Genomic DNA, 13,079 nt, shown 5'->3' with positions numbered 1-13,079 from the left:
GGCTCTTTAACTAATACGGTAAATAGCATTAATAGCGCTACGATGATACACATGCCTAAATACACCCCGTTCCAGCCAATTTCATCGGCATTGATGAAAGCTAAGTAGCCGGGGAGCGAGTAGCCGGTCCACCAACCGATGACGGCCATAGCCGACGCTTGGGGCAGTCGGTGCGGATCACTAGTAGAGAAACTGTCGATACGGTAAGCATCGATGGCTATATCTTGAGTGGAAGAGGCGGTGGCAATGCACAGGGCTAATAGTGAGGTAAACATCAGGCTTTTAGCGGGGTCGAACTGGGCGATGCCAAAGGTGCAGACTAATACTATGCTTTGGCAGAAAAATATCCAGCTGCGGCGTTGCCCCAACCAAGTATGCAGTAGTGGCAGCTTAACCCTATCTACCAATGGCGCCCACATAAAGTTAATCGCGTAAACCGTGAATACCGAGCCAAAAAAGCCAATGGCCGAGCGAGATAAGCCCGCATCGGTGAGCCAACCCGACATGTTTGAGCCTATCAGCACCCACGGAAAACCACTGGCGCAACCCAGCATAAATACCCAAAGTAAGCGTTTATCAAGATAAGAGCGTAGCGTTTGGGACCAGTTTAGCGCTGTTTTCATAGTGATCCCGGTGATGGGGGCGATGATCGGCCAAGGCTGAAGGCTGTGCCGGCTCCAGCAGTAGCCCGTCTTCGATGATGACTTTTTCCTTGGGAGCGTTGTGCGAGCCAAGGATTTAGCGCTGTTTTCATAGTATGCTCGGTGGCGGGGCGAAAGGCTAAGGTTGTGCTTGGTCTACAAGTACTACGTCTTCGATAATGACTTTTTCCATGGGCACATTACGCATGCCGGGAATCGGACCGCTTTTAGTGGGTTTATTAACGATTTTGTCTACCACATCCATGCCGGCACTGATTTCGGCAAATACGGTATAACCAAATTTATTGGGGCTGCCATCGAGATAGCCGTTGTCGATAACGTTAATGAAAAACTGGCGAGTGGCACTATGCGGATCGTTGGTTCTGGCCATGGCTACGCTACCGCGGGTATTGCTTAGGCCATTTTTAGATTCGTTTTCTACTGGTTTGTAGGTAGCGACTTGTTCGTAATTGATGGAGTAACCACCACCTTGAGCCATGAAGCCGGGAATGGTGCGATGAAACAAGGTTCCTTTGTAGCTACCATCCTCAACGTAACGTAGGAAGTTAGCCACCGTTTTAGGTGCTGCTTCAGGCTTGAGCTGCATTTCAAAACTACCTTGGTTGGTAATAAAGCGGACGGTTTCTGCACTCACATTTAGGCTTAACAAGGCCACAGCGGCGGTGATAAGTCCTTTGCGTAAGATACTCAAATTCATTGTTGGTTCTCCAATACTGCTAATAATTGAGGGTCGCTGGCAATTTCACTCAGTAGTTGTGACAGTTGTTTACTCATGACCTCAGCCTGTTTATTCACATTGACTGAGAATGCCCCTTCGTGGCTATGGTTTGAGCGAAATTGCTTAGCTAAGGTTTGACTGGGGGTATCTACAGTAACGCTAATGCGTATGGTACTGCTGGCTTGATATTTAACGCTGCTTTCGTCTACCCGGCTGGCTAGCTCAAGAATATCAATGGTGATGCGTTGTGGGGCATCGGCAACCACGCCTAAACCTTGTTGCTGCCAAGCTTGGCTTAACTGCTGTTCAATGCTTTGGCGTAAGTTATTGGCACTGGCAATAAGCTCAGCCTGTTCTTGATCCTGTTGATGAATGCTGATTAAAAAGCGGTTGCTGCGTAGATCTTGCGAGCGTATGGCGATGATACTATTTACCTGCTGCGTAGTGTTGAGTTCTACCTGAGGATTAAGTTGTACCTGTTGTGGTTGGCTACTACAAGCTCCTAGTAGGAGAGTCATCCCCAATGTGAGGGCGGTTAATAAAGACGGCTTTTGCAATGGGATCACCTATATTGTCGGATTAACGCTTAGTACTGCTCAGAATAACAAATTTACTATTGCTGGCCAGCAACTTATAACCCCCAAATAAGCTTTTTAATAAGGGGTGATAGCCAAGGTGGCGGTTGGCCACGACCAATAACTGCCCGCCCGAGCGTAAGCAGCGCTTAGCGTCACGAAACATTTGCTGGGCGATATGGCTGGAAATGGTGTTTTGCTGATGAAAAGGTGGATTGCATAGGATTAGATCGGCGCTATCACTCTCTTGATGTTGCAGCCCATTGTCTTGGCTAAAGCTGCAGCGAGCCAGCTGTTCTGGATGGTTTAAACTGACGTTATTTTGTGCCGATGCTAGAGCCATGGCCGACTCATCACAAAACTGAACTTGCGCATTGGGATAAAGCTCTAAAGCGCGTAAGCCTAACAGGCCGTTGCCGCAGCCAAGGTCGATCACCGTTTCGACATTTTGGGCAGGAAGATGCTGCAACATAAAGCGCGTACCAATATCGAATTTGCCAAAGCAAAATACGTTGGCGTGGTCTTTGAGTTGCCACTGGTATTCGGCAATCTGCCAGCATTTAGGGTAGGGCATAGTGCTGTGCTTGTGCTGGTAATGGCCAAACAATAAACGGGCTTTTTTCTTTGCTAACGAAGTGGTGACATTACCGAGATGTTGTTCAAATAAGCTAAACACCGACTTGGGTAAGCTTTTTAACATCGCTCCACAGGCAAATTTACTACTTTCGTTTAATATACTTTGTAGGCTTATTAGCTGATATTCCAAGTAATTTAGGCTTTTGGCTAAGCGCATTAAAATCAGCTCAGCCGCAGGTAGTTCGGAAGTACTTGATACAATATTAAGCCGCTGTGGGTCGAGTTGATTGGCCGCTAGGTTTTGTTTTAGCGCTTGCTGTGCCACAAAGGAGTCACTAAGCCAAGTAATTTGGCTGTGGGCAAATTGCGGCATGGCTAACACGCCACAGGCCAAAGCACCAAACTCATCATTAATAATGAGAATGTGATGCACGATGGCGTCTTGCTGATTGGCATAATCAAGCAACAACTCATCGGCAGCGCTCCAAGCGCGTAAATCTTGGCTATGCTCTTGAGGATAACGTGATAAGTTTAGTGAGTGTGAGTTTAGCTGCAAATGTTGACTCATTATGGGTTTGTTTAACGCAGGCCTTGAATAGTGGCAGCAGTGTATCTAAGTTGACGCCTAAACTAAAGCTACAGTGACGAGGAATAGGCAGCAGTGGAACCGGCAACACACAGTGATATTAACCAGCAATTGTTAGTTTATCGAGCTTGGTTAAATGCCGGTGAGGCGACACAGTTGTTTCAGCGCTTACAAAACGAGTTGCCATGGCAGCAACACCATATTCAAGTATTTGGTAAACGTTGTTTAGAGCCTCGCTTGTCATTGTGGGTAGGTGATGAAGACTGCGCTTACCGTTACTCTGGGCGCTGGCGTGAGCCAAGCCCTTGGCCAGACTATCTGTTAGCGTTAAAGCAAGCCTTAGAGCAGCGAGTTCAACAGCCGTTTAACAGCGTACTGCTCAACTACTATCGAGATGGCGCAGATTATATGGGCTGGCACAGCGACAATGAGAAGCAATTGGGCTCGGTACCGGTAATTGCATCGCTGAGTTTGGGCGAAGCGCGACGTTTTTTATTCCGCCATAAGCTGAATAATGAGCGCAGGGAATATCTTTTGGAAAACGGCGATATGCTGCTAATGAATCAGCTTTCGCAGCAGCAATGGCAGCACAGTTTACCTAAGATGCTGAAAGTAAAACGTCCAAGGATTAATTTAACGTTTCGTTATACAATGAATTTAAGTTAATAAAGCAATGCAGGATGCTAGCATGCGTGTAGAAACCATCATCAGAGAGAAGTTACAACAGGCCTTTGCGCCACAGTACTTAGCGGTAGAAAATGAAAGCCATATGCATAATGTGCCAGAGGGCTCAGAAAGTCATTTTAAAGTGACTATAGTGAGTGAGGCATTTGAAGGAAAACGCTTGTTGCAATGCCATCGGGCGGTCAATCAGGCCTTAGCCGATGAGCTGAAAGCCGATGTTCATGCTTTGGCGATGCATACCTATACTCCCAGCCAGTGGGCGCAGTTGCAAGCTGTTCCTAGCTCTCCACAATGCCGTGGAGGCCACTAAGCAAACTTAATCATAGATACGCATCAAATAAGGATTGTTTAATGCGCTTATATATAAAAGTTAGCTTGTTAGCTTGTTTGCTAACATCCTGTTATGGCTCGATATTTAACGAGTCGGCAGCGAGTAAACCAGAGTTTACTTGGACTTTGGTAACCTCATGGCCCAAAGACTTACCTGGTTTAGGTTCAACCCCAGAGCGTTTTGCAGAAGAAGTGCAAGCCATGAGTGGCGGACGCTTAACCATTAAGGTGTATGGCGCCGATGAGTTACACTCGGCCATGGATGTGTTTAAGGTGGTGTCTGAGGGCGAAGTAGAAATGGGCCACAGTGCTTCCTACTACTGGCAAAAACAGTTGCCTGCGGCGGTGTTTTTTACTGCCATCCCTTTTGGTATGCGAGCTAAAGAGCTGAATGCCTGGTTATATCTTGGTGGAGGGTTAGAGCTATGGAGAGAACTTTATGCGCCTTACCATGTTATCCCTTTTCCGGGCGGTAATACCGACGCTCAAATGGGCGGCTGGTTTAATAAGAAAATCACCACTATCGATAGTTTTAAGCAGCTAAAGATCCGTTTTCCCGGTTTGGGGGGCGATGTGTTGACCAAGTTGGGAGCCCAAACCAGTACCCAGTCCGCAGGACAACTTTTTACCGCCCTGCAATCAGGAGAGCTGGATGCGGTGGAGTGGGTCGGTCCCTATAATGATTTGGTGTTTGGTTTTCACCGAGTGGCTTCCTACTATTATTATCCAGGCTGGCATGAGCCCAGTACTAATTTAGAATTTATTGTTAATGAGCAAGCATTTAGAGCGTTACCTGCTGATTTACAAAGAATTGTAGAAAATGCTACTGAAGTGGTGAATCAAGAAACGCTTAATGAGTATGTCGTCTACAATGTAGAAGCATTAAATGTACTGGCTAATGAACATGGAGTGGAAGTATTGGCTTTCCCTCCCCCTGTGCTAGACAAACTTAAACAACTTAGTGCGGAAGTTATCTCAGATTTGGCTCAGCAGGATCCCTTCTTTGAAAGGGTTCTCACTAGTTACCAACGGTTTCAATTTGGTGTTAATAAGTATAATCAGGTGGAGTTGCATCCCACAACCTTAGAATAATCTGATTATGTTGATTTTTTGTTTAGAAAAGTTTTCCATCGGGCTTGGTTAAGGTTTGGTGGGCTAAAAAGTAGTTTCGTCTAAGTATTAACATTTTGCTAACACTTTGGCTGCGTAGGCTACATTTTTGGCCTTTTTCTTTGGTGAAATGGGTTTATTTGGTGCTAGAATAATCGCGATTTCTGTGTCTTGTTAGCTAATTGTCTATGACTTGTTAGCCGAACTAATTATTTTTGAGTGCAAAAGTTACACAGAGATCATCGCTCGTCTTCCGACCCAACACATGTGTAAGAGAGTATGATTACAATAAATAAAGGATTGGACTTGCCGATTAAGGGCAGTCCCAAACAACAAATAGTAGACGCGTCTATTGTTACCAAAGTTGCAGTACTTGGCGAAGATTATGTAGGCATGCGCCCTACAATGAAAGTTCGAGTTGGTGATGTGGTAAGTCAAGGTCAGGCGTTGTTCGAAGACAAAAAGAATCTCGGCGTTGTGTTTACCGCACCTTGTGCCGGTGTTATTCAGGAAATTAACCGTGGTGCCCAGCGTGTCTTGCAATCGGTAGTGATTGAAAAGCAAGATGGCGACAGCATTGATTTTGGTAAGTTAAGCGACGCTGAGATCGATAAAGCAGAGCGCGCCCAAATCGTAGACCGGTTAGTTAATTCTGGTCAGTGGGTTGCGTTTAGAACGCGTCCTTATAGCAAAGTACCTGCGATAGATTCAGAACCCTCCGCTATCTTTGTTACTGCCATCGACACCAATCCATTAGCAGCCGATCCTAAAGTGGTTATCGACCAAAACCAAGCTGCTTACCTGACCGGTTTGCGAGTTTTGTCGCGTTTAACCAGTGGTGAAGTGTTTGTTTGTAAAGCAAATAATGACTTACCCAAGTCGGATGCGGCCCGTGTTGAAGAGCATGTTTTTGCTGGACCTCATCCGGCGGGCCTAGCCGGTACTCATATTCATACCCTTAAGCCGGCCAGTGCGCAACGTACTCTGTGGTCTATTTCTTATCAGGACGTTATTGCCTTCGGTCATCTGTTTGCCACCGGTAAACTTTACAATCAGCGGATTATTTCTCTGGCTGGCCCAGTGGTTAAAGAACCGCGCCTATTACGTACCGAATTGGGTGCCGACATCAATCAATTGATTGAAGGGGAATTGATTGACGGAGAGCACCGAGTGATTTCGGGTACGGTGCTGATGGGTACTCATGCAACTGGTCCTCATGCTTATTTAGGTCGTTATCACATGCAAGTGGCAGCGGTGGAAGAAGGCTACGAAAAAGAATTTATGGGTTGGGCTGTTCCCGGCAGTAAAAAATTCTCTCTAGCTAAGGTATTCATCTCTGGCTTGAACAAGAGCAAATTGTTCTCATTCACTACGACCACAGGTGGTAGTGCTCGTGCCATGGTGCCAATTGGTCAATATGAGCGAGTGATGCCTTTAGATATTTTACCCACTCTGTTACTTCGCGATTTATTGGCCAATGACACTGACAGTGCCCAACAATTGGGTTGCTTAGAGTTAGATGAAGAAGATTTGGCGCTATGTACCTTTGTGTGTCCCGGCAAATACGAGTACGGTAGCGTGCTGCGTGATTGCTTGACCAAGATTGAGAAGGAAGGTTAAGCATGAGTCTTAAGCATTTTATTGAAAAAATTGAACCGCAATTTCTACCTGGCGGTAAACACGAAAAGTGGTTTGCTTTATATGAAGCGACGGCTACATTTCTTTATACCCCAGGCCTTGTCACTAAAAAGAACACCCATGTTCGTGATGCGATTGATTTAAAACGTATCATTATTTTCGTTTGGCTAGCCTTAATGCCAGCGATGTTTTTTGGCATGTATAACACGGGTATTCAGGCTAATGAAGCGATTATGTCTGGCACTGGTAGTTTACCCGATGACTGGCATGGTGCCTTATTGAGTCTATTGGGCGTTCCTCTAGGGGCTGACGCCGGATGGTTCGCATCCTTGCTTTATGGCGCGGTGTTCTTTCTGCCTATCTACCTGACCGCGTTTGTGGTGGGTGGTTTTTGGGAAGTGTTATTTGCTTCGGTTCGTGGCCATGAAGTCAACGAAGGCTTCTTTGCTACCTCCATCCTATTCGCGCTAACGTTACCGGCGACCATGCCTTTATGGCAAGTGGCTCTAGGTATCTCCTTTGGTGTGGTGGTGGCGAAAGAAGTATTTGGTGGAACGGGTAAAAACTTCTTAAACCCGGCTTTAGCGGGGCGTGCGTTTTTGTTCTTCGCGTACCCAACCGCTATTTCTGGTGATGCAGTATGGACTGCGGTAGATGGCTTCTCGGGAGCAACCCCACTAAGTGTAGTGGCGGCTCAAGGTGTTGAAGGCTTAGCTGCACAAGGAATTACTTGGATGAATGCCTTCTTTGGCTTTATTCAGGGGTCAAGCGGTGAAACCTCAGCCTTCCTATTGGCGCTAGGTGGTTTGTTCTTGATTATTACCAATGTGGCTTCTTGGCGGATTGTCGCAGGCGTGATGTTAGGTATGATAGCCACCAGTTTGTTGTTAAACCTAATCGGTTCTGACAGCAACATGATGTTCCAATTACCACCACATTGGCACTTTGTATTGGGTGGCTTTGCCTTGGGCATGTTCTTCATGGCAACTGACCCTGTATCAGCTTCGTTTACCGATAAAGGTAAATGGTGGTACGGCGCTCTTATTGGCGTGATGGTAGTGTTAATCCGCGTGGTAAACCCTGCATTCCCAGAGGGCATGATGTTAGCCATTCTTTTCGCTAACTTATTCGCCCCGATTTTTGACTACTTTGTAGTTCAAGCCAATATCAAACGGAGGCTTGCTCGCGATGGCCAGTAATGATTCCTTAGCCAAAACCATAAAGGTTGTTGTTGGCGTAAGTTTAGTGTGTTCGATTGTTGTATCGCTGGCTGCAGTTGGTTTGCGAGGCATGCAGCAACAGAACGCCGTTGAAGATAAACAAAAGAATATTTTAGCGGTGTCGGGTGTGGATTTAGCCGGCCGTGATGTAGCGAAAGTTTACGCAGAGGTGATTGAGCCAAAAGTAGTAGACATAGAAACCGGTGAGTTTGTTAGTGATGACAAAGTTAATCCGGCTACCTTTGAACAGCGTAAAGCCGCAAAGGATCCTGATACCAGTATTCGTTTATCGGGTGAAGAAGATATTGCAGGTATTGTTCGCCGCTCTAACCTAGCTAGTGTGTATTTGGTAAAAAATGACCAAGGTGAAATAGAACGCGTGATTTTACCTGTGCATGGCCGCGGTCTGTGGTCAACCATGTATGCTTTTTTAGCGGTGCAACCTGACGGTAATACTGTTGACGCCATCGTATACTACGACCAAGGGGAAACTCCCGGATTGGGTGGCGAAGTGGCCAACCCACTTTGGCAAGCGAAGTTTGAAGGTAAAAAACTCTACGATGAAAATGGCGATGTGGCTATCAACATCATTAAAGGTTCTGCGCCTGAAGGTTCCCCACATAAAGTAGATGGTTTATCGGGGGCAACCTTAACCAGTAACGGTGTCGATCACACTTTTAAATTTTGGTTAAGTGATAAAGGCTTTGGTAAGTTCCTGGCCAAGTTGCAACAGGGAGGCTTAAACAATGGCTGATGCTAAAGAAACGAAAAAGGTACTGTTCGGGCCGATATTAGGTAATAACCCAATTGCTCTGCAGGTATTAGGCGTTTGTTCTGCTTTGGCAGTGACCAGTAAACTGGAAACAGCCTTTGTAATGACGCTAGCCGTGATGATGGTAACGGCATTCTCTAACTTGTTTATTTCGATGATTCGTAACCACATTCCAAGTAGTGTGCGGATTATCGTGCAGATGGCAATTATCGCTTCGTTGGTAATTGTGGTAGACCAAATCCTCAAGGCGGTGGTTTACGATATCTCTAAACAACTCTCGGTATTTGTTGGTCTGATTATTACCAACTGTATCGTAATGGGGCGTGCAGAAGCCTTTGCTATGAAAGAACCTCCAATGAAGTCGTTTTTAGACGGCATTGGTAATGGTTTGGGTTATGGTGCAATTTTAATGTCGGTTGGCACTGTGCGTGAGCTGTTTGGCTCGGGTTCTTTGTTTGGTATCGAGATTATGCCACTGATTAACAACGGCGGTTGGTATCAACCCAATGGCTTGTTGTTATTACCCGCGTCTGCATTCTTCATCATTGGCTTATTGATTTGGGGTTTACGTACTATTTACCCTGAACAAGTAGAGCCGAAGGAGTAATCGAGTGGAACATTATATTAGTCTCTTAGTTCGCTCTATTTTCATTGAAAATATGGCTTTGGCCTTCTTGCTAGGGATGTGTACTTTCCTAGCCGTTTCTAAGAAGGTGAAAACCGCATTTGGTTTGGGCGTTGCGGTTACCGTGGTATTAGGTATTTCGGTTCCGGTTAACCAAATTATTTATTTTAACTTGCTTGCGCCTGGTGCCTTAGAGTGGGCTGGTCTACCTGATGCTGACTTAAGCTTTCTAGGCTTTATTACCTTTATTGGTGTGATTGCCGCTTTAGTTCAGATACTTGAAATGGTGTTGGACAAATACTTTCCAGCCCTTTATCAGGCCTTGGGTATTTTCTTACCGTTGATTACCGTGAACTGTGCCATTTTTGGTGGCGTATCCTTCATGGTGCAACGTGAATATAACCTAGGTGAGTCTTTAGTATACGGCTTAGGTAGCGGTATTGGCTGGATGTTAGCCATTGTTGCTCTAGCTGGTATTCGTGAAAAGATGAAGTACTCTGATGTGCCTGATGGTTTACGTGGTTTAGGTATTACCTTTATCACTGTGGGTCTAATGGCAATGGCGTTTATGTCGTTCTCTGGCGTTCAGCTTTAAGACGGCCAATAACTACAAGGAAAATTAGTCGATGGAAATTATTCTCGGCGTAACCATGTTTACCTTGATCGTCTTGGCTTTAGTAACAGTTATTTTGTTTGCTAAGTCTAAGCTGGTCAGTTCTGGTGATATTCAAATTTTAATTAATGACGATCCTAGTAAAGCGATTACCACTCAGGCCGGTAGTAAATTGCTGGGTGTATTAGGTAGCTCAGGCATCTTTGTTTCTTCTGCCTGTGGTGGTGGCGGTTCATGTGGACAGTGCCACGTACACGTACTTGAAGGCGGCGGCGATATTCTTCCCACTGAGTTGGACCATATTAGTAAGCGTGATGCCGCCGATGGCTTACGCCTAGCCTGCCAAGTTAACGTTAAGCAGGATATGAAGATTACTTTACCCGAAGAAATCTTTGGTGTTAAAAAATGGGAATGTACGGTTATCTCTAACGATAACAAAGCCACCTTTATTAAAGAGCTTAAATTACAAATTCCAGATGGTGAGTCGGTGCCTTTCCGTGCGGGTGGTTATATTCAAATTGAAGCGCCAGCCCACCACGTTAAGTATTCTGACTTTGATATTGAAGAGCAGTATCGCGGTGACTGGGAACACTTTGGCTTCTTTAATTTAGAGTCTAAAGTGGACGAAGAAACGGTACGTGCTTATTCAATGGCTAACTACCCAGAAGAAGAAGGTATTATCATGTTGAACGTGCGTATCGCTACGCCGCCACCCAATAACATGAGCCTACCTTGCGGAAAGATGTCTTCGTTCATCTTTAACCTAAAAGCGGGTGACAAGGTTACTATTTCTGGTCCCTTTGGTGAGTTTTTTGCCAAAGACACTGATGCTGAAATGGTCTTCATTGGTGGTGGTGCAGGTATGGCGCCAATGCGTTCACACATCTTTGACCAGCTTAAGCGTTTGCAGTCTAAGCGTAAGATTAGCTTCTGGTATGGTGCCCGCTCACGTCGTGAGATTTTCTATGAAGAAGATTTCGACATGCTAGCGAGAGAAAACGATAACTTTGAATGGCACGTTGCGCTTTCTGATCCACAGCCAGGCGATGACTGGGAAGGCAAAACTGGCTTTATTCATAACGTACTTTATGAAAACTATCTCAAAGATCATGATGCTCCAGAAGACTGTGAGTACTACATGTGTGGTCCACCGGTGATGAATGCAGCGGTAATTAACATGCTTAAAGATTTAGGCGTGGAAGACGAAAACATTCTTCTCGATGACTTTGGTGGCTAAGCAGTGAGTTTAGTGAAGTATTATTGGCTAGCCCTGTTGGGGCTAGCCTTTTTTGTTAGTGGCTGTAGTGAGCAAAACGATTTGTATACCCTGCAAATTGAAGGGCGAACCATGGGCACTTATTATCAAATTAAGTTAGTTGAGCCGCAGGCTAAGTTGCCTGATGGTGAAGCACTTCAAGCCGATATTGATCACTTGTTACGACAAGTTAATCAGGAAATGTCGACTTACATTCCCGACTCTGAGCTATCGCGTTTTAATCAGTATCGAAAAGCTCAAGCGTTTAAGTTATCGCCTCACCTTAAACAGGTTATCGAAGCCGCTTTACAGCTCTCTGAGGATAGCAACGGCGCTTTTGATATTACCGTAGGACCGCTGGTTAACTTGTGGGGCTTTGGTCCAGATGGGCGAGTTGAAAAGCGTCCAGACCCACAGCTATTAGCTGCGACTCGTGCCAAAGTGGGTTATCACAATTTGCATTTGCAAGGTGATGAACTAAACAAGGATATTCCCGAGCTGTATATTGATTTGTCGGCAATAGCCAAGGGCCATGGAGTGGACCGAGTAGCCGCTTTGTTGGAACAACAGGGCTTTGCTAACTACATGGTAGACATTGGCGGAGAGCTGCGCTTAAAAGGGCATAATGACAACGCTAGCGCTTGGCGGATTGCGGTGGAAAAACCCTTAGCACAACAGCGCGCGGTGCAAAAGATTATTACTCCAGGGGACAGAGGCATAGCTACCTCCGGAGATTATCGTAATTATTTCGAACAAGATGGTATTCGTTATTCGCATACTATTGATGCTAGCACTGGCATGCCTATAGCCAACCACATTGTTTCTGTTACCGTGATTACCGATACCAGTATGATGGCCGACGCTTACGCTACCGCATTTACTGTGATGGGAGTAGAAGCGGCTATGGCTTTTGCTGAAAAACAGCAGCTAGCAGTGTATATTATTGAAAAGCAGGGTGAGCAGTTTGTTGAGCATATTAGTGCCGCTTTTGAACCCTTCGTTGTCCAATAACTAATAGTTAAGGAGTCTGTAATGGCTTATTTTGTTGTCAGCTTTGTCTTTTTCCTCGTAGTTATTGCAGCAATGGCGGTGGGTTATATTTTTCAAAAGAAAACCATTAGCGGTAGCTGTGGTGGGATTGCTTCACTAGGTATTGAAAAGGTCTGTGATTGCCCTGAGCCTTGCGATAAGCGTAAAGCTAAAATGGCGTTGCTCGAAGAAAAGCAAAAAGCCCGTCAGGCAATGTTAGATGAGCATCGAATCATCTAAGCAAGTGAGTTTAAATAAGGCCACAGTAGTGGCCTTATTGATTACTGCTGGGTGAATTTATCCCTTAATCACCTTTCGCTATTCCCTCGCGGCGTGGATCTGCTGCCCCTATTAGCCTATCTGGATAAATTCGAATGCCTTGTAGTCCAGAGGTCATCTGTTTCACTTTGGTCTGATAGCCCATGGCCTTTAAAGCAGCTTGCATTTGCAAGGCGCTGCTATCGGCTTCCAGTTCATAGGTGCCGAAGCGATTATTTAAGTGAGCTTGTTCTACGGCTTGCTGCAAGCTCATATTCCAGCTGAGGTGGTTAATTAGCGCTTGCGCAACGTAACCAATAATACTACTACCACCGGGCGAGCCTATGGCAATAATCGGTTGCTGGTTTTCTAGCACAATGGTGGGTGACATTGACGAGCGGGGCCGTTTTCCGGCTGCTACTCGGTTG

The 13,079-nt window shown here is 45.7% G+C and carries 15 protein-coding genes and 1 pseudogene; 11 read left to right on the top strand and 5 right to left on the bottom strand.

What is annotated here, in order from left to right:
• The 4 genes and pseudogenes from ACQY6Q_RS15555 to ACQY6Q_RS15540 form a co-directional block, all read right to left on the bottom strand.
• Positions 1 to 623: pseudogene (locus ACQY6Q_RS15555) on the bottom strand (AmpG family muropeptide MFS transporter); the annotation flags it as partial.
• A 157-nt stretch (positions 624 to 780) separates the two neighbouring features.
• Positions 781 to 1,359 (bottom strand): peptidylprolyl isomerase, encoded by a 579-nt coding sequence (locus ACQY6Q_RS15550; RefSeq protein WP_427982772.1) that lies wholly within the window; start codon positions 1,357 to 1,359, stop codon positions 781 to 783.
• Positions 1,356 to 1,937 (bottom strand): YajG family lipoprotein, encoded by a 582-nt coding sequence (locus tag ACQY6Q_RS15545; protein WP_427982770.1) that lies wholly within the window; start codon positions 1,935 to 1,937, stop codon positions 1,356 to 1,358. Before ACQY6Q_RS15545 ends, ACQY6Q_RS15550 begins: the two co-directional genes overlap by 4 nt.
• 22 nt (positions 1,938 to 1,959) lie before the next feature.
• Positions 1,960 to 3,099, bottom strand: a complete 1,140-nt coding sequence (locus ACQY6Q_RS15540) for a methyltransferase (RefSeq protein ID WP_427982767.1) — start codon at positions 3,097 to 3,099, stop codon at positions 1,960 to 1,962.
• 93 nt (positions 3,100 to 3,192) lie between these two features.
• On the opposite strand from ACQY6Q_RS15540, the gene ACQY6Q_RS15535 reads away from it, so the two are divergent.
• The 11 genes from ACQY6Q_RS15535 (at position 3,193) to nqrM (ending at position 12,633) form a co-directional block, all read left to right on the top strand.
• Positions 3,193 to 3,783, top strand: a complete 591-nt coding sequence (locus ACQY6Q_RS15535) for an alpha-ketoglutarate-dependent dioxygenase AlkB family protein (RefSeq protein WP_427982766.1) — start codon at positions 3,193 to 3,195, stop codon at positions 3,781 to 3,783.
• Positions 3,784 to 3,805: 22 nt separating this feature from the next.
• Positions 3,806 to 4,111 (top strand): BolA family protein, encoded by a 306-nt coding sequence (locus ACQY6Q_RS15530; RefSeq protein WP_427982765.1) that lies wholly within the window; start codon positions 3,806 to 3,808, stop codon positions 4,109 to 4,111.
• Between the two features lie 41 nt (positions 4,112 to 4,152).
• Positions 4,153 to 5,223 carry a TRAP transporter substrate-binding protein gene (locus ACQY6Q_RS15525; protein ID WP_427982764.1) on the top strand — a complete coding sequence of 357 codons (1,071 nt, stop codon included), beginning with the start codon at positions 4,153 to 4,155 and terminating at the stop codon, positions 5,221 to 5,223.
• A gap of 297 nt (positions 5,224 to 5,520) precedes the next feature.
• Entirely contained in the window at positions 5,521 to 6,861 is a 1,341-nt protein-coding gene (locus tag ACQY6Q_RS15520) for a Na(+)-translocating NADH-quinone reductase subunit A (RefSeq protein WP_427982763.1), read from the top strand.
• Positions 6,862 to 6,863: 2 nt separating this feature from the next.
• On the top strand, positions 6,864 to 8,078 hold the full coding sequence (locus ACQY6Q_RS15515; protein ID WP_427982762.1) for an NADH:ubiquinone reductase (Na(+)-transporting) subunit B: 1,215 nt from the start codon (positions 6,864 to 6,866) through the stop codon (positions 8,076 to 8,078).
• Complete coding sequence (locus ACQY6Q_RS15510; RefSeq protein ID WP_427982759.1) at positions 8,068 to 8,853, top strand: Na(+)-translocating NADH-quinone reductase subunit C; 786 nt, start codon at positions 8,068 to 8,070, stop codon at positions 8,851 to 8,853. The genes ACQY6Q_RS15515 and ACQY6Q_RS15510 overlap by 11 nt, the downstream gene beginning before the upstream one ends.
• Complete coding sequence (locus tag ACQY6Q_RS15505; protein WP_427982757.1) at positions 8,846 to 9,478, top strand: NADH:ubiquinone reductase (Na(+)-transporting) subunit D; 633 nt, start codon at positions 8,846 to 8,848, stop codon at positions 9,476 to 9,478. The genes ACQY6Q_RS15510 and ACQY6Q_RS15505 overlap by 8 nt, the downstream gene beginning before the upstream one ends.
• A 4-nt stretch (positions 9,479 to 9,482) precedes the next feature.
• Entirely contained in the window at positions 9,483 to 10,091 is a 609-nt protein-coding gene (nqrE, locus tag ACQY6Q_RS15500) for an NADH:ubiquinone reductase (Na(+)-transporting) subunit E (RefSeq protein ID WP_055732515.1), read from the top strand.
• Between the two features lie 31 nt (positions 10,092 to 10,122).
• Positions 10,123 to 11,346: an NADH:ubiquinone reductase (Na(+)-transporting) subunit F gene (nqrF, locus tag ACQY6Q_RS15495; protein WP_427982753.1), complete on the top strand. Its 1,224-nt coding sequence runs from the start codon at positions 10,123 to 10,125 to the stop codon at positions 11,344 to 11,346.
• Positions 11,347 to 11,358: 12 nt separating this feature from the next.
• Positions 11,359 to 12,375, top strand: coding sequence for an FAD:protein FMN transferase (locus ACQY6Q_RS15490; RefSeq protein ID WP_427982751.1), 1,017 nt, complete (start codon positions 11,359 to 11,361; stop codon positions 12,373 to 12,375).
• A gap of 21 nt (positions 12,376 to 12,396) precedes the next feature.
• Complete coding sequence (nqrM, locus tag ACQY6Q_RS15485) at positions 12,397 to 12,633, top strand: (Na+)-NQR maturation NqrM (protein WP_427982749.1); 237 nt, start codon at positions 12,397 to 12,399, stop codon at positions 12,631 to 12,633.
• Positions 12,634 to 12,697: 64 nt separating this feature from the next.
• Here nqrM and ACQY6Q_RS15480 read toward each other — a convergent pair.
• The coding region (locus ACQY6Q_RS15480; RefSeq protein WP_427982746.1) for a gamma-glutamyltransferase at positions 12,698 to 13,079 on the bottom strand (382 nt) is incomplete at its 5' end.

The sequence above is a fragment of the Agarivorans sp. genome (assembly GCF_050295395.1).
In the GTDB taxonomy this organism is placed as follows: Bacteria; Pseudomonadota; Gammaproteobacteria; order Enterobacterales; family Celerinatantimonadaceae; genus Agarivorans.
The sequence above is the reverse complement of the archived record's forward strand: the minus strand, read 5'-3'. Positions and strand labels throughout refer to the sequence as shown.

Coding starts and splice junctions, on each gene's coding strand:
- ACQY6Q_RS15515 (WP_427982762.1), top strand. CDS start 6,864: ATGAGTCTTAAGCATTTTATTGAAAAAATTGAACCGCAATTTCTACCT.
- ACQY6Q_RS15510 (WP_427982759.1), top strand. CDS start 8,068: ATGGCCAGTAATGATTCCTTAGCCAAAACCATAAAGGTTGTTGTTGGC.
- ACQY6Q_RS15540 (WP_427982767.1), bottom strand. CDS start 3,099: ATGAGTCAACATTTGCAGCTAAACTCACACTCACTAAACTTATCACGT.
- nqrF (WP_427982753.1), top strand. CDS start 10,123: ATGGAAATTATTCTCGGCGTAACCATGTTTACCTTGATCGTCTTGGCT.
- ACQY6Q_RS15505 (WP_427982757.1), top strand. CDS start 8,846: ATGGCTGATGCTAAAGAAACGAAAAAGGTACTGTTCGGGCCGATATTA.
- ACQY6Q_RS15520 (WP_427982763.1), top strand. CDS start 5,521: ATGATTACAATAAATAAAGGATTGGACTTGCCGATTAAGGGCAGTCCC.
- nqrM (WP_427982749.1), top strand. CDS start 12,397: ATGGCTTATTTTGTTGTCAGCTTTGTCTTTTTCCTCGTAGTTATTGCA.
- ACQY6Q_RS15530 (WP_427982765.1), top strand. CDS start 3,806: ATGCGTGTAGAAACCATCATCAGAGAGAAGTTACAACAGGCCTTTGCG.
- ACQY6Q_RS15550 (WP_427982772.1), bottom strand. CDS start 1,359: ATGAATTTGAGTATCTTACGCAAAGGACTTATCACCGCCGCTGTGGCC.
- ACQY6Q_RS15525 (WP_427982764.1), top strand. CDS start 4,153: ATGCGCTTATATATAAAAGTTAGCTTGTTAGCTTGTTTGCTAACATCC.